The 19,156-nt window shown below is 62.2% G+C and carries 20 protein-coding genes; 16 read left to right on the top strand and 4 right to left on the bottom strand.

Going from position 1 to position 19,156, the window contains the following annotated elements:
- The first annotated feature begins 401 nt into the window (after window positions 1-401).
- From dapA to VFL62_RS14675, 4 genes are all read left to right on the top strand, one after another.
- Window positions 402-1,292 carry a 4-hydroxy-tetrahydrodipicolinate synthase gene (gene dapA, locus VFL62_RS14690; RefSeq protein ID WP_325173105.1) on the top strand — a complete coding sequence of 297 codons (891 nt, stop codon included), beginning with the start codon at window positions 402-404 and terminating at the stop codon, window positions 1,290-1,292.
- Window positions 1,293-1,340: 48 nt separating this feature from the next.
- Window positions 1,341-1,763 carry a large conductance mechanosensitive channel protein MscL gene (gene mscL / locus VFL62_RS14685; protein ID WP_325173104.1) on the top strand — a complete coding sequence of 141 codons (423 nt, stop codon included), beginning with the start codon at window positions 1,341-1,343 and terminating at the stop codon, window positions 1,761-1,763.
- 13 nt (window positions 1,764-1,776) lie between these two features.
- Entirely contained in the window at window positions 1,777-2,250 is a 474-nt protein-coding gene (gene smpB, locus VFL62_RS14680) for an SsrA-binding protein SmpB (protein ID WP_325173103.1), read from the top strand.
- Window positions 2,251-2,337: 87 nt separating this feature from the next.
- Complete coding sequence (locus VFL62_RS14675) at window positions 2,338-2,913, top strand: peroxiredoxin (RefSeq protein WP_325173102.1); 576 nt, start codon at window positions 2,338-2,340, stop codon at window positions 2,911-2,913.
- Window positions 2,914-2,953: 40 nt separating this feature from the next.
- On the opposite strand, the gene VFL62_RS14670 is transcribed toward VFL62_RS14675, so the two are convergent.
- Together VFL62_RS14670 and VFL62_RS14665 are read right to left on the bottom strand one after the other, a co-directional pair.
- Entirely contained in the window at window positions 2,954-3,634 is a 681-nt protein-coding gene (locus tag VFL62_RS14670) for a uracil-DNA glycosylase (protein ID WP_325173101.1), read from the bottom strand.
- Window positions 3,612-4,241, bottom strand: coding sequence for an NYN domain-containing protein (locus VFL62_RS14665; protein ID WP_325173100.1), 630 nt, complete (start codon window positions 4,239-4,241; stop codon window positions 3,612-3,614). The genes VFL62_RS14670 and VFL62_RS14665 overlap by 23 nt, the downstream gene beginning before the upstream one ends.
- A gap of 345 nt (window positions 4,242-4,586) precedes the next feature.
- On the opposite strand from VFL62_RS14665, the gene rpoZ reads away from it, so the two are divergent.
- The 9 genes from rpoZ (at window position 4,587) to recO (ending at window position 12,885) form a co-directional block, all read left to right on the top strand.
- Window positions 4,587-4,979: a DNA-directed RNA polymerase subunit omega gene (rpoZ, locus tag VFL62_RS14660; RefSeq protein WP_024512695.1), complete on the top strand. Its 393-nt coding sequence runs from the start codon at window positions 4,587-4,589 to the stop codon at window positions 4,977-4,979.
- A gap of 364 nt (window positions 4,980-5,343) precedes the next feature.
- Window positions 5,344-7,665 (top strand): RelA/SpoT family protein, encoded by a 2,322-nt coding sequence (locus VFL62_RS14655; RefSeq protein ID WP_414644721.1) that lies wholly within the window; start codon window positions 5,344-5,346, stop codon window positions 7,663-7,665.
- Window positions 7,666-7,729: 64 nt separating this feature from the next.
- Entirely contained in the window at window positions 7,730-8,491 is a 762-nt protein-coding gene (locus tag VFL62_RS14650) for a pyridoxine 5'-phosphate synthase (RefSeq protein ID WP_325173098.1), read from the top strand.
- Window positions 8,488-8,907, top strand: a complete 420-nt coding sequence (gene acpS, locus VFL62_RS14645) for a holo-ACP synthase (RefSeq protein ID WP_325173097.1) — start codon at window positions 8,488-8,490, stop codon at window positions 8,905-8,907. Before VFL62_RS14650 ends, acpS begins: the two co-directional genes overlap by 4 nt.
- 247 nt (window positions 8,908-9,154) lie before the next feature.
- A complete protein-coding gene (lepB, locus tag VFL62_RS14640; protein WP_325173096.1) occupies window positions 9,155-9,913 on the top strand; it encodes a signal peptidase I in 759 nt (252 codons plus the stop codon).
- Complete coding sequence (rnc, locus tag VFL62_RS14635; RefSeq protein WP_325173095.1) at window positions 9,910-10,728, top strand: ribonuclease III; 819 nt, start codon at window positions 9,910-9,912, stop codon at window positions 10,726-10,728. The genes lepB and rnc overlap by 4 nt, the downstream gene beginning before the upstream one ends.
- A complete protein-coding gene (gene era, locus VFL62_RS14630) occupies window positions 10,721-11,650 on the top strand; it encodes a GTPase Era (RefSeq protein WP_325173094.1) in 930 nt (309 codons plus the stop codon). Before rnc ends, era begins: the two co-directional genes overlap by 8 nt.
- 60 nt (window positions 11,651-11,710) lie before the next feature.
- Window positions 11,711-12,076, top strand: coding sequence for a hypothetical protein (locus VFL62_RS14625; protein WP_325173093.1), 366 nt, complete (start codon window positions 11,711-11,713; stop codon window positions 12,074-12,076).
- Between the two features lie 59 nt (window positions 12,077-12,135).
- Window positions 12,136-12,885 carry a DNA repair protein RecO gene (recO, locus tag VFL62_RS14620; protein ID WP_325173092.1) on the top strand — a complete coding sequence of 250 codons (750 nt, stop codon included), beginning with the start codon at window positions 12,136-12,138 and terminating at the stop codon, window positions 12,883-12,885.
- Window positions 12,886-12,972: 87 nt separating this feature from the next.
- Here the strand turns inward: recO and VFL62_RS14615 are convergent, their stop codons facing one another.
- The gene (locus VFL62_RS14615) at window positions 12,973-13,209 is read right to left on the bottom strand and encodes a hypothetical protein (RefSeq protein ID WP_325173091.1); all 237 of its coding nucleotides are present in this window, start codon (window positions 13,207-13,209) and stop codon (window positions 12,973-12,975) included.
- Window positions 13,210-13,493: 284 nt separating this feature from the next.
- Here VFL62_RS14615 and parC point away from each other — a divergent pair, with 284 nt between their 5' ends.
- The 3 genes from parC to VFL62_RS14600 all read left to right on the top strand — a co-directional run bounded on the left by parC (window position 13,494) and on the right by VFL62_RS14600 (window position 17,757).
- Complete coding sequence (gene parC / locus VFL62_RS14610; protein WP_325173090.1) at window positions 13,494-15,746, top strand: DNA topoisomerase IV subunit A; 2,253 nt, start codon at window positions 13,494-13,496, stop codon at window positions 15,744-15,746.
- A gap of 282 nt (window positions 15,747-16,028) precedes the next feature.
- A complete protein-coding gene (locus VFL62_RS14605; protein ID WP_325173089.1) occupies window positions 16,029-16,862 on the top strand; it encodes an N-acyl homoserine lactonase family protein in 834 nt (277 codons plus the stop codon).
- Entirely contained in the window at window positions 16,855-17,757 is a 903-nt protein-coding gene (locus VFL62_RS14600) for an alpha/beta hydrolase (protein WP_325173088.1), read from the top strand. The genes VFL62_RS14605 and VFL62_RS14600 overlap by 8 nt, the downstream gene beginning before the upstream one ends.
- Before the next feature lie 129 nt (window positions 17,758-17,886).
- Here VFL62_RS14600 and VFL62_RS14595 read toward each other — a convergent pair whose 3' ends face one another.
- Window positions 17,887-19,059, bottom strand: a complete 1,173-nt coding sequence (locus tag VFL62_RS14595; protein WP_325173087.1) for an MFS transporter — start codon at window positions 19,057-19,059, stop codon at window positions 17,887-17,889.
- Between the last annotated feature and the right edge of the window lie 97 nt (window positions 19,060-19,156).

Genomic DNA, 19,156 nt, shown 5'->3' with positions numbered 1-19,156 from the left:
TCAGCAATAAGGTCTAGTTTATTGAATATTTGGAAAAACGCCCGGTACGCGGGGCTGGACCTTTGTTTGCGTCACCACCACGGCGAAATCGCGGCCAGTGCCCACTTTCCGAGGTTGGTGCTCCATCGCAGCGCCCACCGTCAAGAACTTCGGAACGCCACGGGCACCGGCAATCTTATTGAATCTAGTACCGCTTTATCGATCTGAAGTCCTTGAGCGAACTCTCCGCTTGCGGCGCAGGGACTTCAGATCGGCCGTACCGCTCCTTTATGTCCAGGCTATATGGCGGCCGGCTTTCCGTACTTTCGCCTAACCGTCATAACCGCTATGAATGGCCAAATTCAGTGCTGTAGAGGAAAACGGCCCGGGCGCGCCCAGCCGTTTCCGGTAGGGAGAAGTCCATGGCAGCGAAGACGAAATTCCGCGGATCCTTCACCGCCTTGGTCACGCCGTTCAAGAACGGGTCGGTCGACGAGGCGGCGTTTCGCGGCCTTGTGAGTTGGCAGATCTCGGAGGGAACCAACGGCCTGGTGCCGGTGGGAACCACCGGTGAAAGTCCGACCCTGAGCCATGACGAGCACAAGCGTGTCGTCGAATGGTGCATCGACGAGGCGGACGGCCGCGTTCCCGTGATCGCGGGCGCCGGTTCGAATTCCACCAAGGAAGCGATTGAGCTCGCCGAGCACGCCGAGAAGGCGGGGGCGCATGCCGTGCTGGTGGTGACGCCGTACTACAACAAGCCGACCCAGGAGGGCCTATACCAGCACTTCAAGGCGATCAACGATGCGATCGGGATTCCGATCATCATCTACAACATTCCGCCACGTTCGGTGATCGACATGAGCGTCGACACCATGGCGCGTCTGTTCCAGCTCAAGAACATCGCCGGCGTCAAGGATGCGACCGCCAGCATGGTGCGCGTCTCGCAACAGCGCGCCCAGCTCGGCGAAGACTTCAATCAGCTCTCGGGCGAGGACGCGACCATCATCGGCTATATGGCCCACGGCGGCCATGGTTGTATTTCCGTGACCTCGAACGTCGCGCCGCGATTGTGTTCGGAGTTCCATCAAGCTTGGCGGAAGGGCGATCACACGACGGCGCTGAAGCTGCACGACAAGCTGATGCCGCTGCACACCAATCTTTTCCTCGAAAGCAATCCGGCGCCGATCAAATACGCGCTGTCGCTGCTTGGCAAGATGGAAGAAAAGCTGCGGCTGCCGATGGTGCCGGTGTCTGAGCCGACGCGGGTTGCGGTGCGTAGCGCCATGGTGCACGCCGGATTGATCAACTGATTTTGCCGTGCGGTCTGCGCCTGGCCGGCTGACGAGAGGGGCCTGCACATGCTGAAGGAATTTCGCGACTTCGCGATGAAGGGTAATGTCGTCGATCTCGCGGTCGGCGTGATCATTGGCGCGGCCTTTGGCGCCATCGTGTCCTCACTGGTCGCCGATATCATCATGCCGCTGATTGGCGCGATCACCGGCGGTCTCGATTTTTCGAACTACTTCCTTCGGCTCTCGTCGAAGGTCGACCCAAACGTCGTCAACCTTGCTGATGCGAAGAAGCAGGGCGCCGTTTTGGCCTACGGCAACTTCCTGACGATCACGCTGAATTTCCTGATCGTCGCGTTCGTGCTGTTCATGGTGATCCGCGCTATGAACAAGCTGATACGCAAGGAAGCGGCCGCGCCCGCCGAGCCGCCGAAGCCGTCCGCGGAGGTCGTGCTCCTGACTGAAATTCGCGACCTTCTGAAGAAGGGGTAGATCGGAAGTTAAAGTGGCCGAGAAGAAAGAGCGTCCCATCAAGATCATTGCGGAGAACCGCAAGGCCCGCTTCAACTATGCCGTCGACGACACCGTCGAAGCCGGGATCGCGCTGACGGGGACCGAAGTCAAATCGCTGCGTAACGGCAAGTCGACGATCGCGGAATCCTACGCCGATTCCAAGAATGGCGAGATCTGGCTGATTAACGCCAACATTCCCGAATATTTGCAGGCCAACCGTTTCAATCACGAGCCGAAGCGGCCGCGCAAACTGCTGCTGCATCGCAAGCAGATCCATCGCCTGATGGGCGCGGTCGATCGCGAAGGCATGACGCTGATCCCGTTGAAACTGTATTTCAACGAGCGCGGCCGCGCCAAGCTGTTGCTCGCGGTGGCGAAAGGCAAGAAGCTGCATGACAAGCGCGAAAGCGCCAAGAAGCGCGACTGGGGCAGGGAGAAGGGCCGCTTGATGCGAGCCCGCGGATAATGAGGCAAATGGGGAATAGGAATTCTCCATTATCTTCGCCTTTATTCGCTTCTCCCTAATCGCTACTCGCCTCTTTGAGGGACGAAAATGAACCAGAAAAACCTGCTGGAAGTCGATTGGAGCCAGATTCCGGCGCCGAAGGATGACGGCGCGGCCGATCACCTCAAGGGCGCGCTGATTCCGCCGATCGGCCTTGTGGCGACCGACGACACCTCGGTCACGCTTGCGGCGCTGAAGGGCCGCAGCGTGGTGTTCGCCTATCCGCGCACAGGCGAGCCCGGCAAGATTTCGCTGGTTGACGACTGGGACATGATTCCGGGCGCGCGGGGCTGCACGCCGCAGACCTGCGCGTTTCGGGATCTGTTTGCCGAGCTGAAAGCAGCCGGCGCGCAGCACGTGTTCGGCCTATCGACCCAAAGCAATGCCTATCAGACCGAGATGGCCTCGCGGCTGCACTTGCCGTTTCCGGTTCTTTCCGATGAGAAGCTTGAGCTGACGAAGGCCTTGAAGCTGCCGACCATGGAGGTCGCGGGTCTGACCCTGATCAAGCGGCTGGCGCTGATCATCGACGACGCACGCATTACGCAGGTGTTCTATCCGGTGTTTCCGCCGGATCGGAACGCGGGCGATGTGTTGGAATGGCTGAAGAAAAACCCGGCCTGACCTCATCGTGAGGAGGCGCACAGATGGCCATTCATCTGCGTCACGACTGACCGAGATCGGCCCGCACATTGGCAAACACGCTGCGAAACATCTCGGGCGTCAGGACGCCGGTGTTCGTGTTGTAACGCGAGCAATGATAGCTGTCGTACAACCGAAACCGGCCGGCCTCGTGCACGGCGCCATGGGCGAACGGCACGGCGGACGCGCGAAGGCCCAGCGCCTTGACGGTCGTTTCGTGGGCGATGCGGCCGAGCGCCACGATCGCGCGAAGCTTGGGCATGCGCTCGATCGCCGCCAGCAGAAACGGTCGGCAATTGGCGATCTCAGCGGGTAGGGGTTTGTTCTGCGGCGGCACGCAATGCACGCCGTTGACGATGCGGCAATCGAGCAGCGTCATGCCGTCATCGGGCCGCGCCTGATAGATGCCTTTGGCAAAGCCATATTCGATCAATGTTGCGTAGAGCAGGTCACCCGCGTAGTCGCCGGTAAAGGGGCGGCCGGTGCGGTTGGCTCCCTGCAGGCCCGGCGCAAGCCCGACGATCGCCAGCCGTCCGTTCGGGTCCCCGAAGCCGGGAACCGGGGCGTTGAACCACTGCGGTTTTTCGGCGCGGTTGGCCGCTCTGAACGCAACTAGCCTCGGACATAACGGGCAGTCGCGACCGGGCTCGGCGTCAAGCGGGCGAAGCGGTTTTGCCGGTTTAGTCGTCGAAATCGTCGGCATCGCCCCTCGAGGCCAGCGTCGTCGCCCGCTGCAGGAATTGCGGGGCATGATGGCGCGGTTCGCGTGGCGCCGGGCGCTCCGACGGATCGCGTCCAAGCTTCGACTGCAACTCGACCAGGTCGGTGAACACGTCAGCCTGCCGGCGCAGCTCGTCGGCGATCATCGGCGGCTGGCTCGAAATCGTCGAGATCACGGTCACGCGCACGCCGCGTCGCTGCACGGCCTCGACCAGCGAACGGAAGTCGCCGTCGCCGGAGAACAGCACCATCTGGTCGACGTGCTCGGCAAGCTCCATCGCGTCGACGGCAAGCTCGATGTCCATATTACCCTTCACCTTGCGCCGCCCGCTCGCGTCGATGAATTCCTTCGTGGCCTTGGTCACCACGGTATAGCCGTTGTAATCGAGCCAATCGATCAGCGGGCGGATGGAGGAGTATTCCTGATCCTCGATGATGGCGGTGTAGTAGAACGCCCGGACCAGCGTGCCCCGACTCTGAAACTCCTTGAGAAGGCGCTTGTAGTCGATGTCGAAGCCGAGCGTCTTGGCGGTGGCATAGAGATTGGCGCCATCGATAAAGAGCGCAATCTTATTGGAGGCGGGTGACATTCAGAGTTCTCACAAGGTTGTTTCCGGCAATGCTTTTTGGCGCGGCCTGCAGCGCTCCACGCAACCGTGAGCATGCTGCCAAAGACCTGCGGATGTCCAGACGCCGCCGGAAAGAGATAGGTCGAAACAACCGGAAGTGGATTTTGTCAACGCAATGAAGCGTTTTCTTGTCCGTGCCGATGTTTATGACAGCTCGAAACCGTCGTGCTGCCGGGGTCCCGAATGTGGGGTATCAGAGCAATTTAGGTAGGCCAAATCACAAATTATTCTTGCGAAACGACCCTTGGCCCTATAACTACCCCCAAATATCAACATATTCGTCCCCAATTAACGGAGCGACAGTCGATGGCTCGCGTCACCGTGGAAGACTGCATTGATAAGGTCGACAACCGATTCGACCTCGTCCTTTTGGCCGCGCATCGCGCCCGTATGATTTCGTCCGGATCGCAACTTACGGTCGACCGCGACAACGACAAGAACCCGGTGGTGTCGCTGCGCGAGATCGCCGATTCGACGATTTCGCCGGAAGATCTGCGCGAGGAACTGGTGCATTCCCTGCAGAAATTCGTTGAGGTGGACGAGCCGGAGCCGGATACGGTTCCATTGATCGGCTCGGCCGGGGCCAGTGTCGATGCCGACGACACCGAGGTCGCCGTCGAACGGATGACCGAAGAGGAGCTGCTGAAGGGCCTCGAAGGGCTCGCCCCGCCGGAGGAGCAGCCGGAAGAGGACGAGTAATCGTTTGGATGACGCCTGAAGGGTTTAGCCCTTCAGCTTCACGCGATCGTTAAGATGGAAAGGCCCGGGCGTGTCGCGCCGGGCCTTTTGTTTTGGCTGGCGACCGTTTGTTTACCATCGGTTTTCAGCGCGATCGACACCGGCTACGAAATTGCCGCCTATTTGAATCGGACAAAATCGGATTTCGCATTAGACTGTCGTCGTTTTCCCGAGAGCTGGCGTGCCCTCGCGGGTCCGCGGGAGGGGTGCCGCTCGGCCAGGGAACCCACTAAATTATTATTTAGACCGCGCTCAAAATGGTCGCGTCCAGCGACCGCGTGGGGAGGTGTTGACGATGGCGCAGCAGCGCCAAAGCTCGAAACAGATGCAGGCCGCCAGCCCGGTTTCGCTGGCGCCGCCTTCGGCTGCGCCTTCGTCGATTGCGCCGGGCTCTAGTTCGGCTGCGCCGGGCTCTACGTCGGCTGCGCCGGGCTTGGAGGGCAGGCCCAAGTCGCGCGCTCGCATGATGCGCCAATACGACCTGGTCGAACGCGTCCGGTCCTACAATCCCGATACCAATGAGGACCTGCTGAACCGCGCATACGTCTACGCGATGAAGGCGCACGGTTCGCAGACACGCGCCTCCGGCGATCCCTATTTCTCCCATCCGCTGGAGGTCGCCGCGATCCTGACCGACCTCAAGCTCGACGATGCCACCATCGTCTCGGCTCTGCTGCACGACACGATCGAGGACACCGAGGCGACGCGCGCAGAAATCGACCAGGTGTTTGGCCAGGAGATCGGCGCGCTGGTCGAGGGCCTGACCAAGCTGAAGCGGCTCGAACTCGTGTCGCGCGAAGCCAAGCAGGCCGAAAACCTGCGCAAGCTTCTGCTGGCGATTTCCGATGATGTGCGCGTGCTGCTGATCAAGTTGGCCGACCGCCTGCACAACATGCGCACGCTCGAATTTGTGCCGCCGGCCTCGCGCCAGCGCATCGCCGAGGAGACCCTCGACATCTATGCCCCGCTCGCCGGACGCATGGGCATGCAGGAGATGCGCGAGGAGCTGGAGGATTTGTCGTTTCGGACGCTCGATCCGGACGCCTATTCCGTGGTGCGGCAGCGCCTGGATTCGCTCGCCGAGCGCAACCGCAACCTGATCGGTGAAATCGAGACCCAGCTATCCAAGGATTTTCAGAAAAACGGCCTGAAGGCCCGGGTCTACGGCCGCCGCAAGCAGCCGTTCTCGATCTGGACCAAGATGCAGCGCAAGTCGGTCGGCTTCGAGCAGTTGTCCGACATCTTCGGCTTTCGCGTCGTGCTGAAGGATGTCGAAAGCTGCTACCGCGCGCTCGGAATCGTCCACACCACCTGGCCGGTGGTGCCGGGCCGCTTCAAGGACTACATTTCCACGCCGAAACAGAACGACTACCGCTCGATCCACACGACCGTGATCGGCCCCGGCAAGCAGCGCGTCGAGCTGCAGATCCGCACCGAGGAGATGGATCAGATCGCCGAACTCGGCATCGCCGCGCACGTCTTTTACAAGGATCTTGCGGGATCGCCGACCGAGCGGCTGAAGCGCGATTCTTCGGCATTCGCCTGGCTTCGCCACACCATCGCGATCCTGTCCGAGAGCGCCAATCCGGAAGAGTTTCTCGAGCACACCAAGCTCGAATTGTTCCACGATCAGGTGTTCTGCTTCACGCCGAAGGGCAAGCTGATCGCGCTGCCGCGGCAGGCCAATGTCATCGACTTTGCCTACGCGGTGCATACCGATGTCGGCAACAGCGCGGTGGGATGCAAGATCAACGGCAAGTTTGCCCCGCTGTCGTCGGAATTGCAGAACGGCGATGAGGTCGAAGTGCTGACCTCGGACGCGCAGTCATCGCCGCCGTCGGCCTGGGAGTCGCTGGCGGTCACCGGCAAGGCGCGACAGGCGATCCGGCGCGCCACGCGCACGGCGGTGCGCGACCAGTATGCCGGCCTCGGCCGCCGGCTGGTCGAGCGGCTGTTTGCCCGCGCCAAGATCGAATATGCCGACGACAAGCTGAAGGGGGCGCTGCCGCGGCTGGCGCGCGCCTCGATCGACGATGTGATGGCAGCGGTGGGACGCGGCGAAATGAAGGCCTCGGACGTCGCGCGCGCGATGTACCCCGATTACAAAGAGGAGCGGGTCGCGCGCTACGGCGCCAAGAAGGGTCTTGCCGACAAGCTCAAGCTGAATCCGCCGGCTAGCCCCGGCCGCAGTCTGTCGGCGATTCCGATCCGTGGCATCAACTCGGACCTGCCGGTCAAGTTCGCGCCCAACGGCGGGGCGGTGCCGGGCGATCGCATCGTCGGCATCGTGTCTCCCGGCGAGGGCATCACGATCTACCCGATCCAGTCGCCCGCCTTGAAGGATTTCGAGGAACAGCCGGAGCGCTGGCTCGACGTGCGCTGGGATGTCGACGAATCGACGCCGCAGCGCTTCCCGGCGCGAATCGTGGTCGACAACGTCAACGAGCCCGGCAGCCTCGCCCAGATCGCGACCGTGATCGCCGAGCACGATGGCAATATCGATAATATCAATATGTCGCGCCGCTCACCCGACTTCACCGAGCTCACGATCGACCTTGAGGTCTATGACCTGAAGCATCTCAGCGCTATTATCGCCCAGTTGCGCGCCAAGGCCGTGGTCGCACGGGTCGAGCGCGTGAATGGATAAGTGATGCGTCATTGCCGCGCTTGAGCCGGCAATCCATCCTTTTCAAAGGGCCTCGAGTCGAAACATGCCTACTGCCGCACCGCTACGTCTTGGAGTGAATGTCGATCATGTTGCGACACTGCGCAACGCGCGGGGCGGTGCGCGGCCCGATCCGGTGCGCGCGGCGCTGCTGGCGATCGAGGCCGGCGCGGACGGCATCACGGCGCATCTGCGCGAGGACCGGCGCCACATCCGCGATGCCGATATGGCACGGCTGAAGGCCGAAATCTCAAAGCCGCTGAATTTCGAGATGGCGGCGACCGAAGACATGCTTCGCATTTCGCTGGCGACCAAGCCTCACGCGGTGTGCCTCGTGCCGGAGCGGCGGGCCGAACTGACGACGGAGGGTGGGCTCGACGTGGTCGGCCAGCACAATGCGCTGGCACCCTTCATCGCGCGGCTGAACGATGCCGGTATACGGGTGTCGCTGTTTATTGCCGCCGACCCGGCGCAGATCGAAATGGCAGCGAAGCTGCGCGCGCCTGTCATCGAAATCCACACCGGGGCCTGGTGTGACGCGGTGGTCGATGGCCACGCGGAAAAGGCGGAGGCCGAATGGAAGCGGATCGTCGCGGGTGCGGCGTTGGCGCGTGCGGCCGGCCTGGAAGTGCACGCCGGCCATGGCCTGGACTATGCGACCGCCGAGCTGATTGCCGCGCTGCCCGAAATCGCCGAACTCAACATCGGCTACTACATGATTGGCGAAGCCCTGTTCGTCGGGCTCGCCGAAACCGTGCGCCAAATGCGCGCGGCCATGGATCGGGGCCGGAAGGCGGCCAGGGCATGATCATCGGTATCGGCTCCGACCTGATCGATATCCGCCGTGTCGCTAAGGTCATCGAGCGACACGGCGACCGCTTTCTCGACCGGATCTTCACCGACGTCGAACGGGCCAAGGCCGAACGCCGGGCCAAGAATCAGGACATGGTGGTGGCGACTTATGCCAAGCGTTTCGCCGCCAAGGAGGCCTGCTCGAAAGCGCTCGGCACCGGAATCCGCCAGGGCGTGTGGTGGCGTGACATGGGCGTGATCAATCTGAGCGGCGGCCGGCCGACCATGCTGCTCACGGGCGGGGCATTGGCGCGGCTGGAGGCGCTGACCCCGGTCGGTTTTGAAGCCAAAATCGACCTCAGTATCACCGATGATTGGCCGCTCGCGCAGGCCTTTGTCATCATTTCGGCCCATGATGCGCGCACGGCATAGCGCCATTGTCGGATAATCCGGGTCGAAACTAAAAGATCATATATTTCAATGGCTTGTAAAATTTTGATGAAGCCATTGATTGCGCGCCTCCCAACAACCGTCTAAAACGCGAAGGCGCCTTCGGACCGAGTCCCGCATTATTAGAATCAGGTGGTTGCCTTGACGCGAAGCGAGTGGCTGGTCGCGTGATAATCGTTTTCTGCCGCTAGGCGCGGCAGGCCAAAGGAAGCAGGAAGCTAGGGAATACATGAGCGTGACATCCTCCACCAAATCCGAAGGCGGCCTTGGCGAGACCATCCGCGTTGTCGTTCACGCCCTGCTGATTGCGCTCGTCATCCGCACCTTTCTGTTTCAGCCCTTCAACATCCCGTCGGGATCGATGAAGGCAACGCTTCTGGTCGGCGACTACCTGTTCGTCTCGAAATATTCATATGGCTACAGCCACTATTCGTTTCCGTTGTCCCCGCCGCTGTTCTCGGGCCGCATCTTCGGCTCGGAGCCCTCGCGCGGCGACATCGTCGTGTTCCGTCTGCCGCGCGAGGACTCGACCGATTACATCAAGCGCGTGATCGGACTGCCGGGCGACCGCATCCAGATGAAGGAGGGGCTGCTCTATATCAATGACACCCCGGTCAAGCGCGAGCGGCTGAGCGACTTCGTCGGCGAAGACCCCTGCGGCTCGGACGCAACCGCGCGAGTCAAGCGTTGGAAGGAGACGCTGCCCAACAACGTCAGCTACGAAACCCTCGACTGCATCGACAACAACTCGCTCGATGACACGCCGGTCTACACCGTACCGCCCGGCCACTTCTTCATGATGGGAGACAATCGCGACAATTCCACTGACAGCCGGGTGCTGTCGGCGGTCGGCTATGTCCCGTTCGAAAACATCGTCGGACGTGCCCAGATGATTTTCTTTTCGATTGCCGAAGGTGAGCACGCCTGGATGATCTGGCGCTGGCCCACCGCGGTGCGCTGGAGTCGCATCTTCAAAATCGTGCGATGAACGAAGACGCATCCGACATCATCCCCCCATTGGCGTCCGGCGAAGCAGATCCGCAAATCGATGCCGGCAGCAAAGCTGCGCCGGCAAAAAAGAAGAAGCGGCCGAGATCGGGTTCCAAGGCGGCTAACGCGGCGCTTGAGACGCGCATCGGGCACAAGTTCGCCGACCAGGCCTTGCTGACCACAGCGCTCACTCACGTCTCGGCGCTCAAGCCGACGCGCAAGCGTGGCGACAGCTACCAGCGCCTGGAATTCCTTGGCGATCACGTGCTCGGCCTGATCGTGTCGGACATGCTCTACCGCGCCTTTCCGAATGCCGACGAAGGCGAGCTCTCAAAGCGTCTCGCCGACCTTGTGCGCAAGGAGAGTTGCGCCGATGTCGCCAAGGCACTTGGGCTGGTCGAAGACATCAAACTGGGAGCGGTCGGCGCTGGTGTCGGCGCCCGCTTGCGCAAATCCGTGCTCGGCGACATCTGCGAAGCGGTGATTGGTGCCGTGTTTCTCGACGGCGGCTATCAGGCCGCGGCTCAATTCGTCGAACGAAACTGGACCGAGCGGATGCACAAGCTGAGGCGACCGCTGCGCGACCCCAAGACCACGTTGCAGGAATGGGCCCAGGGAAAGGGTCTGCCGACGCCGGTCTATCGCGAGATCGAACGAACCGGCCCGCATCATGACCCGCAATTCCGGATCGCGGTCGAATTGCCCGGGCTTGACACAGCCGAAGGCACCGGCGGCAGCAAGCGCGCCGCCGAGAAGGCCGCGGCCTCCGCGATGATCGAGCGCGAAGGCGTTGGCGGCGGCGGCAATGACTGAAGCCTCGCCGGAGCACTCCGCGCCGTCCGCAACCCGTTGCGGCTTCGTCGCACTAATCGGCGCACCCAACGTCGGCAAGTCGACCCTCGTCAATGCGCTGGTCGGCTCCAAGGTCACGATCGTCTCGCGCAAGGTGCAGACCACGCGCGCGCTGATCCGCGGCATCGTGGTCGAGAACAATGCGCAAATCATTCTGGTCGATACGCCGGGCATCTTCGCGCCGAAGCGGCGGCTCGACCGCGCCATGGTTTCGACGGCCTGGAGCGGCGCGCATGATGCCGATCTCGTCTGCGTGCTGCTCGATGCCCGCGAGGGGCTCAATGCGGAGGCGGACGCGATCTTCAAGCGGCTGGCCGACGTCGCCCATCCGAAGATTCTGGTCATCAACAAGATCGATCTGGTGCCGCGCGAAAAGCTGCTCGCACTGGCCAAGGCCGCCAACGATCGCCTGGCTTTCGCGCAGACATTCATGATCGCCGCATTGTCGGGCGACGGTGTCGCCGATTTGCGAAGCGCGCTGGCCGACATGGTGCCGTCCGGGCCGTTTCACTATCCCGAAGATCAGATGTCGGATGCGCCGATCCGCCAGCTCGCGGCCGAGATCACGCGCGAGAAGATTTTTCAGAAACTGCACCAGGAATTGCCATATCGCTCCACGGTCGAGACCGACAGTTGGACCGAACGTAATGACAAATCGGTCCGCATCGAGCAGACCATCTACGTTGAGCGCGAGAGTCAGCGCAAGATCGTGCTCGGCAAGGCCGGTGCCACCATCAAGTCGATCGGGGCGGACGCGCGCAAGGAGATCGCCGAGATCCTCGACCAGCCTGTGCATCTGTTCCTGTTCGTGAAGGTACGCGAGAACTGGGGTGAAGATCCCGACCGCTATCGTGAGATGGGGCTCGAGTTCCCGACCGAATGATCGCGTAAACGACTTAAAAGAAGACCAAGACAAGAAGACCAAGAGACCATTGGCGCATCGATGAAAGTTCCAAACAACGTCGTCTGGTTCGAAGTGCTGCTGTATTCGTCGCTGATGCTGGATGCGCTGTCGGTTGCGTTCGGCGATCGCAGTGCCGGCGGCGATCTCTTCGCGCCGATGATTCTGGAAGTCGGCCTGATCCTGCTGCTGGTCTATTTCGTCCATCTCGCCGCCGAAAAGCACAAGAACTGGCCGCGCTGGGTGCTGACGGCGTTGCTTGTGCTTTCGGTGTTTTCGCTGCTGCCGGAACTGGCCGAGAACGGCATCGAATTCGCCAGCGGCGTCGAAGTCCTGTCCTGCATCCTGACGGCGGTCGGGCTCTATTGCTCCTATACCGGCGACGCCCAGGGCTGGTTTAACGCGTAGGTGTTGAACGCGTGAGGTGTGAGGCTGCGCCTCGCAGCGGAATCCGGTAATCTCCGCCCATGGAATGGACTGATGAAGGCATTGTACTGGGGGTGCGGCGGCATGGCGAATCCTCCGCCATCGTCGAACTTCTGACCCGCAGCCACGGCCGCCATCTCGGGCTTGTCCGCGGCGGCGCCGGAAAACGGATGCGCCCGTTGCTGCAGCCCGGCAACAGCGTCACGGCGGTGTGGCGCGCGCGGCTCGACGAGCATCTCGGTTATTACCTGATCGAAGGCACACGGCTGCGCGCGGCAACTCTGTTTGCATCATCGCATGCGGTCTATGGCGTGACGCATCTGGCCGCGCTGGCGCGGCTGTTGCCCGAACGCGACCCGCACGAAGACATCTACGAGATGCTCGAGCACACGATCGAGGATTTCGAGGACGCAGGCGGTGCAGCGGCGCATCTGATCCGGTTTGAACTTGCGATGCTCGCCGAACTCGGCTTTGGACTTGATCTCGAAAACTGCGCCGCCACCGGCGCGACCACCGATCTTGTCTACGTCTCGCCGAAATCAGGCGGTGCCGTCTCGCGCAGCGCCGGCGCACCGTTCCATGACCGGCTCTTGAAACTGCCGGCATTCCTGCGCCAGAACGAGGGCGCATCGGAGTGGACCGAGCAGGATCTGCGCGATGGCTTCGCCCTGACCGGGCTTTTTCTGATGCGCCATGTGCTGGAGCCGCGCGGACAGAGCCATTCCGATGCGCGGGACGGCTTCATCAATGCGGTGCTGAAGCGGCGCGCAAGGTACCAGGGCGCTGTCTGAGCAGGTCTTACAAGTGGCCGCCGAGCCCGTCTCGGCTCGGCGGCCACAGATTATCACGTCAGGCTGCGTGAAGGTGACCTAGATCGATCAGTCGCACACCCGCCGGCGGACGGTGACGTCCTCGCCATAACGGTTGGTGCGGTGAGTGATGATCGTCCGGCAGCCGCCGTAATCATCGTCACGGTCCCGATAGTACCGTTGGTCGTACCGATCCGGACCAACATAGACGCCGCCCGGGCCGACGCCAAACTCCACTGCGGACGCTGAAACCGTTCCCGCGGCAAGGGCTGATAACGCCGCAAACGCGATGACAAACCTTTTCATGATGCGCCTCCTTCTCCGAAGCCCAAGTCCTGGGCTCCGAGGCAAACGACCGCGGCGGAGCGTTGTTCCGGTTCCGCAAAATTGGAACATGGCGCGGCGCTCGCAATTCTCGGGGGCGATTTGCCTGTTCAGCGGAAAACCTGCCGAATTTTGCGTTGCGAGCCGAGCAAGGAGCTGTTTTTTCGCCTGGTCTCGGGTTCCGAAAGGATAGGTGGCAGCCTAAATTGGGCCGCTGATTCGCTGGAATAAGATATCTAACCACCTATACCGGATTACTGCTTCTCATGGGAAAACGAACACCTCCGCCCGAGCCGGCCGAAGTTCATGAGGTCATGCTGCGCGACGCGCTCGAGGAGCGCTATCTCGCTTATGCCCTGTCGACCATCATGCACCGCGCGCTGCCGGATGCCCGCGACGGCATGAAGCCGGTGCATCGGCGCATCCTCTATGGCATGCGCTCGCTCAACCTCAATCCGACCGCCGTTCCGAAAAAGTCGGCGAAGATCGTCGGCGAAGTGATGGGCTCGTACCATCCGCATGGCGACCAGGCGATCTATGACGCCATGGTGCGTCTCGCGCAGGATTTTTCCTCGCGTTATCCGTTGGTGGAAGGTCAGGGTAATTTCGGCAATATCGACGGCGATAACCCGGCCGCGATGCGCTACACCGAGGCACGGCTGACGGAGGTGGCGAGACTGCTGCTTGAAGGGATTGACGAGGATGCCGTCGATCTCAAACCGACCTACGACAACAGCGGCAAGGAGCCGTCGGTGCTTCCCGGCGGTTTCCCGAATCTGCTTGCGAACGGCGCGCAGGGCATCGCCGTCGGCATGGCGACCTCGATCCCGCCGCACAACGCTGCCGAGCTCTGCGAAGCGGCGCTGCACCTGATCGACAAACCGGATGCAAAGTCGAAGTCGCTTTTGAAGTGGGTCAAAGGTCCGGATTTCCCGACCGGCGGCATCGTCGTCGATTCCAAGGAGGCCATCACAGAGGCCTATGTCACCGGGCGCGGTTCGTTCCGCGTTCGCGCCAAGTGGAAGCAGGAGGAGGGGGCCCGCGGCACCTGGGTGATCGTGATCACGGAAATTCCGTGGCTGGTGCAGAAGTCGCGCCTGGTCGAGAAGATCGCCGAGCTTCTGAACGAGAAGAAGCTGCCCCTGGTCGGCGATGTCCGTGACGAATCCGCCGAAGACATCCGTCTTGTCATTGAGCCGAAATCGCGCGCGGTCGATCCGGAATTGATGATGGAATCGCTCTTTCGGCTGAGCGAGCTGGAAAGCCGGATTCCGCTGAACCTCAACGTGCTGGTGAAGGGCCGCATCCCGAAGGTCGTCGGTCTTGCCGAGTGTCTGAAGGAATGGCTCGACCATCTGCGCGAGGTGCTGATCCGCCGCTCCAACTATCGCAAGGAGCAGATCGAGCATCGCCTCGAAATTCTCGGCGGTTACCTGATCGCCTATCTCAACCTCGACAAGGTGATCAAGATCATCCGCACCGAGGACGAGCCGAAGCCGGTCTTGATCAAGACATTCAAGCTCACGGAAATCCAGGCCGAAGCCATCCTCAACATGCGCCTGCGCAACTTGCGCAAGCTAGAAGAGATGGAAATCCGTGGCGAAGACAAGGAGCTTCGCGCCGAACTGAAAGGCATCAAGGGAATCCTGGCCTCGGAGGCCGAACAGTGGACCAAGGTCGGCGAGCAAGTGCGGAAAGTCCGCGACATGTTCGGATCGAAGACGCCGCTCGGCAAGCGCCGCACGCAATTCGCCGACGCCCCCGAGCACGACCTCGCCGCGATCGAGGAGGCGTTCGTCGAGCGCGAGCCGGTGACGGTCGTAATCTCCGAGAAGGGCTGGGTGCGCACACTGAAGGGACATGTCGCCGATCTCTCAGGCCTTGCCTTCAAGACCGACGACAAGCTTGATCACGCTTTCTTTGCCGAGACGACGTCGAAACTGCTGGCATTCGGCACCAATGGCAAGTTCTACACGCTCGATGTGGCAAAACTGCCGGGCGGCCGCGGCCATGGCGAGCCGATCCGCATGTTCATCGATCTCGACCAGGACGCCGCGATCGTGTCGACCTTCGTCAACAAGGGCGGCCGCAAATTCCTGATCGCCAGCGGAGAGGGCCAGGGCTTCATCGTCAACGAGGATGACTGCGTCGGCAACACCCGCAAGGGCAAGCAGGTGCTCAATGTCGAGATGCCCAACGAAGCCCGCGCGATCACGGTCGTCGCCGGCGACCGGGTCGCGGTGATCGGCACCAACCACAAGATGGTGATCTTCCCGATCGATCAGGTGCCGGAGATGGCGCGTGGGCGCGGCGTGCGTCTGCAGAAATACCTCAAGGCCGAGCTGTCCGACGTCACCACTTTCGATTCCAAGACGGGGCTGACCTGGAAGGATTCGGCCGGTCGCGATCAAAGCCTGTCGGCAAAGGAGTTGGCTGACTGGAACGGCAACCGCGCCGATGCCGGGCGCCTCGCGCATGGCCTGCCGAAGTCGAACAAGTTCGGCAAGGCGGTGGAATAATCCTAGTGTGGCGGATCGGAAGTCCGCATCATTTGTGCCGCAAGTTCGTCATGCGGACTTCCGATCCAAAGCCACACTAAATCAATAGGTTTGCTAGTGTCCTTTTCGATTCCGAAGTTCGAAACGTGGGGCCGCAAGTGAAGCGAACTTCGGAATCGGGACACTAGGGTCCCCGGTGTGTCGTGATCGGCGTCGCCGCTATTGTTGCTGCGGCGTTCGTCACGATAGAGTGGTAAGCAAGGCCTCATAGAAGCCGAAGCATAAAGACCGGGAGAGTAGCGCATGAACAGGATAGCTGGTCTGGCGGCCACTGGTTTGGCGGCCATTTTGAGCCTTGCAGCGACAGGCTTGGCCGCGCCTGCAAGCGCCGGCGTCGAAAAGCTCTACATTCTCAATTGCGGCGAGGGCACAGCCGGCGACATCTCGCGCTGGTCGCCCGGCGTCAACGAAGGCAAGTCGATGGATTTCGTCGACAATTGCTATCTCATCAAGCATAGCCAGGGCTGGTTCCTGTGGGACACCGGCATTCCGGATGCGGTCGCCGATATGCCGAACGGTCTGGCGCCGGCCGATCCGCGCGCCGTGACCTGGCACCGGCCGAAGAAGCTTGCAGCCCAGCTCGAGCAGCTCGGCGTCAAGCCGTCCGACATCAAGGCGATGGCGGTCTCGCATACGCATCCCGATCATATCGGCAATGTCGAGATGTTCCCGAATACGATGCTCTATGTGCAGAAGGCCGAATATGACTGGCCTGGCGCCAACAACGCGCCGCGCTTCAAGGCAGAACATCCCGTAACCAAGCTCGAAGGCGACCGCGACATTTTCGGAGACGGCAGCATCGTCGTGCTTTCGACACCGGGCCACACGCCGGGCCACCAGTCGCTGCTCGTCAAATTGCCGAAGACCGGCGAGCTGGTTCTCACCGGCGATGCCGTTCACTTCAAGGCCAATTGGGACAACCGCGGCGTGCCCGTCAACAACGTCAGCAAGGAGCAGACGCTGGCGTCGATGCAGAAGATCGCCGATCGTCTGGACCAGGACAAGGCTATGCTCTGGATCAACCACGACAAGGCCCAGCGCGACGGCTTGAAAATGTCGCCGGAGTTTTATGAGTGAGGTGATTGCATTCCTCGCCGGGCGCATGCCGTGGCGGCGTCATGCCGCTGCGGCATTCGTTGCCGCATCGACTGCCATCGTCGCTTGTCCTGCACGGGCCGAACCCGCCTGGGAAATCGTTTTTTACGACGAGACCCGCATTGAAGTCATTGCGGAGGGCAGCGGGCCGTTGATCGTCATGTTGCCCTCGCGCGGCCGCGGCGCCGAGGATTTCGACGGCGTCGCCGACCAACTGGTCAAGGCCGGTTTTCGCGTGTTGAGGCCGCAGCCGCGTGGCGCCGCCCTCAGCCGCGGTCCGATGCAAAATCTGACGCTTCACGATTTGGCGCAGGACGTCGCAGCCGTGATCCGCAACGCCGGCAATGGCGGTCCGGCTGTTATCGTCGGACATGCGTTCGGCAGTTGGGTTGCACGCATGACGGCTGTCGATCATCCCGATCTCGTGCGTGGTGTGGTGATGGCCGCGGCCGCGGCCAAGGCCTATCCGGCAGGATTTTCCGGCGCGCAGGAATTATCGGAAGCGGTTCGAAAATCCGGCGATGTCGCGCTGCCGCCCAATGAGCGGCTGAAATATCTGCGGCTCGCGTTCTTTGCGCCCAACAGCGATGCAAAAATCTGGCTTCAGGGCTGGCATCCGCTGGCGGAGGACGTGCAGTCGGCCGCGAGCCGCGCGACCCCGCAGTCGGAATGGTGGGCGGGCGGCGCGGTGCCGTTGCTCGATCTTCAGGGCGCGCTCGACCCGTTCAAGCCGCGCGCCATGTCCAACGAGATGCGCGACGAATTCGGCGAGCGCGCTTCCGTGGTGGTGATCCCGGATGCAAGCCACGCCTTGCTCCCGGAGCAGCCCGAGGCGGTCGCTGCCGCGATCGTTGCCTGGATCAAGACGCTTCCCTGACCCGGATGTGGTGACCGGAATTTGCCGCAGACGCTGCTGCCGTCTGCTGCCGTGTCCTGCCAATGCCGGTGTCCGGCTCGCCGCATCGGACGTTCAGACTGCCTGACGCTGCTCGCGCTCGCGTCGCGGTCAGGTGGACCTCTTGCCGGAACCCGGCCGCAGCAGGGAGAGCGCCACGAGTGCCGACAGGCTGAGTGCGGACGAGACGAGCAGGACCTTGATGCCGATCAGGTCGATCAGGAGCCCGAACGCGAGCGGCGCCGCCGCCTGTGCCATGCGCGCCGGGGCGCCGATCAGGCCGAGCCGATAGCCGTAATCCTTGGGACCGAAGATCGCGAGCGGCAGCGTGCCGCGCGCAATCGTCAGGATTCCGTTCCCCATGCCGAAGAGGATTGCGAACGCGCCAGCGGCTCCGCCGCCGGCTATGGCGAGCGTGGCCGCGCCGATCGGGTGGGTGAGGCAGGCCAGCCGGGTCGAGACCAGCGGATGATAACGCTTGAGGAACGTTGCCTCGAGAATGCGCGCGAACACCTGCGCCGGACCGAACAGCGCGCCGGCGGCGACGGCCTGCACTGCGGTTGCACCGCCGGCTTCAAGAATGCGCGGCATATGTGCGGCCATCGCGCCGGTCACGGTCCAGCCGGCGGCGAAAGTGAAGGCGAGCAGGATCATGGTGCGGTCGATCGGGATCTGCGGCTTGATCGCATTCGCTGCGGCCGTTTTGGCGCCGGCTACTTTCGGCAACATGAAGAAGTTGAGGGGCAGGCCGATCAGAAGATGCGCAGCCGCCCAGGCAAAGCAGGTGTCGCGCCAGCCGATATGGTCGAGCCCGAAGGCAGTCAGCGGCCAGCCGACGGTCGAAGCGAAGCCGGCCATCAGCGTGATGCCGGTGATCGGGCCACGCGCGGCGTCGCCATAGATGCGTCCGAGCGCAGCGAATGCCGCATCGTAGAGACCAAATCCCATGCCGATCCCGAGCATTAGCCAGGCCAGCAGCAATACCGGAACGGAGGTGGTGACGCCGAGCAGAACCAGGCCGGCGGCGATGGTCAGGTTGGAGGCGCACAGCACGGGCCTGCCGCCGAACAGGTCAATTTGCCGCCCCACACGCGGACCGAGCAGTGCCGAGATCACCAACGCCGCGGAGAACGCGGCAAAGATCCAGTTGGCGGACATGCCGAGGTCGCGTCCGATCGGATCGGCAAGGATCGCGGGCAGGTAATAGCTGGAGGCCCAGGCCAGTGTCTGCGTGGTGCCGAGCGCGAAAACGATCGGAAGCCGGCCGGTCAACTGTGACGCCATCAATCATCCCGAAAAGGCGTCATCTTGCACGCCTGCAATTTCCAGATTTGCATCTCGGCCGTCGAAAGCGTCAATGCATTCTCGCGCAGATGCCTGC

It is taken from the genome of Bradyrhizobium sp. (assembly GCF_035701725.1).
Classification (GTDB): Bacteria; Pseudomonadota; Alphaproteobacteria; order Rhizobiales; family Xanthobacteraceae; genus Bradyrhizobium.
This window is presented reverse-complemented; position numbering and strand designations above follow the sequence as displayed.

Bases quoted from the DNA above. Each gene is read 5' to 3' on its own strand.
- dapA (WP_325173105.1), top strand. From the start codon at position 402: ATGGCAGCGAAGACGAAATTCCGCGGATCCTTCACCGCCTTGGTCACG.
- mscL (WP_325173104.1), top strand. From the start codon at position 1,341: ATGCTGAAGGAATTTCGCGACTTCGCGATGAAGGGTAATGTCGTCGAT.
- VFL62_RS14675 (WP_325173102.1), top strand. From the start codon at position 2,338: ATGAACCAGAAAAACCTGCTGGAAGTCGATTGGAGCCAGATTCCGGCG.
- VFL62_RS14670 (WP_325173101.1), bottom strand. From the start codon at position 3,634: ATGCCGACGATTTCGACGACTAAACCGGCAAAACCGCTTCGCCCGCTT.
- VFL62_RS14665 (WP_325173100.1), bottom strand. From the start codon at position 4,241: ATGTCACCCGCCTCCAATAAGATTGCGCTCTTTATCGATGGCGCCAAT.
- rpoZ (WP_024512695.1), top strand. From the start codon at position 4,587: ATGGCTCGCGTCACCGTGGAAGACTGCATTGATAAGGTCGACAACCGA.
- VFL62_RS14655 (WP_414644721.1), top strand. From the start codon at position 5,344: ATGCAGGCCGCCAGCCCGGTTTCGCTGGCGCCGCCTTCGGCTGCGCCT.
- VFL62_RS14650 (WP_325173098.1), top strand. From the start codon at position 7,730: ATGCCTACTGCCGCACCGCTACGTCTTGGAGTGAATGTCGATCATGTT.
- acpS (WP_325173097.1), top strand. From the start codon at position 8,488: ATGATCATCGGTATCGGCTCCGACCTGATCGATATCCGCCGTGTCGCT.
- lepB (WP_325173096.1), top strand. From the start codon at position 9,155: ATGAGCGTGACATCCTCCACCAAATCCGAAGGCGGCCTTGGCGAGACC.
- rnc (WP_325173095.1), top strand. From the start codon at position 9,910: ATGAACGAAGACGCATCCGACATCATCCCCCCATTGGCGTCCGGCGAA.
- era (WP_325173094.1), top strand. From the start codon at position 10,721: ATGACTGAAGCCTCGCCGGAGCACTCCGCGCCGTCCGCAACCCGTTGC.
- VFL62_RS14625 (WP_325173093.1), top strand. From the start codon at position 11,711: ATGAAAGTTCCAAACAACGTCGTCTGGTTCGAAGTGCTGCTGTATTCG.
- recO (WP_325173092.1), top strand. From the start codon at position 12,136: ATGGAATGGACTGATGAAGGCATTGTACTGGGGGTGCGGCGGCATGGC.
- VFL62_RS14615 (WP_325173091.1), bottom strand. From the start codon at position 13,209: ATGAAAAGGTTTGTCATCGCGTTTGCGGCGTTATCAGCCCTTGCCGCG.
- parC (WP_325173090.1), top strand. From the start codon at position 13,494: ATGGGAAAACGAACACCTCCGCCCGAGCCGGCCGAAGTTCATGAGGTC.
- VFL62_RS14605 (WP_325173089.1), top strand. From the start codon at position 16,029: ATGAACAGGATAGCTGGTCTGGCGGCCACTGGTTTGGCGGCCATTTTG.
- VFL62_RS14600 (WP_325173088.1), top strand. From the start codon at position 16,855: ATGAGTGAGGTGATTGCATTCCTCGCCGGGCGCATGCCGTGGCGGCGT.
- VFL62_RS14595 (WP_325173087.1), bottom strand. From the start codon at position 19,059: ATGGCGTCACAGTTGACCGGCCGGCTTCCGATCGTTTTCGCGCTCGGC.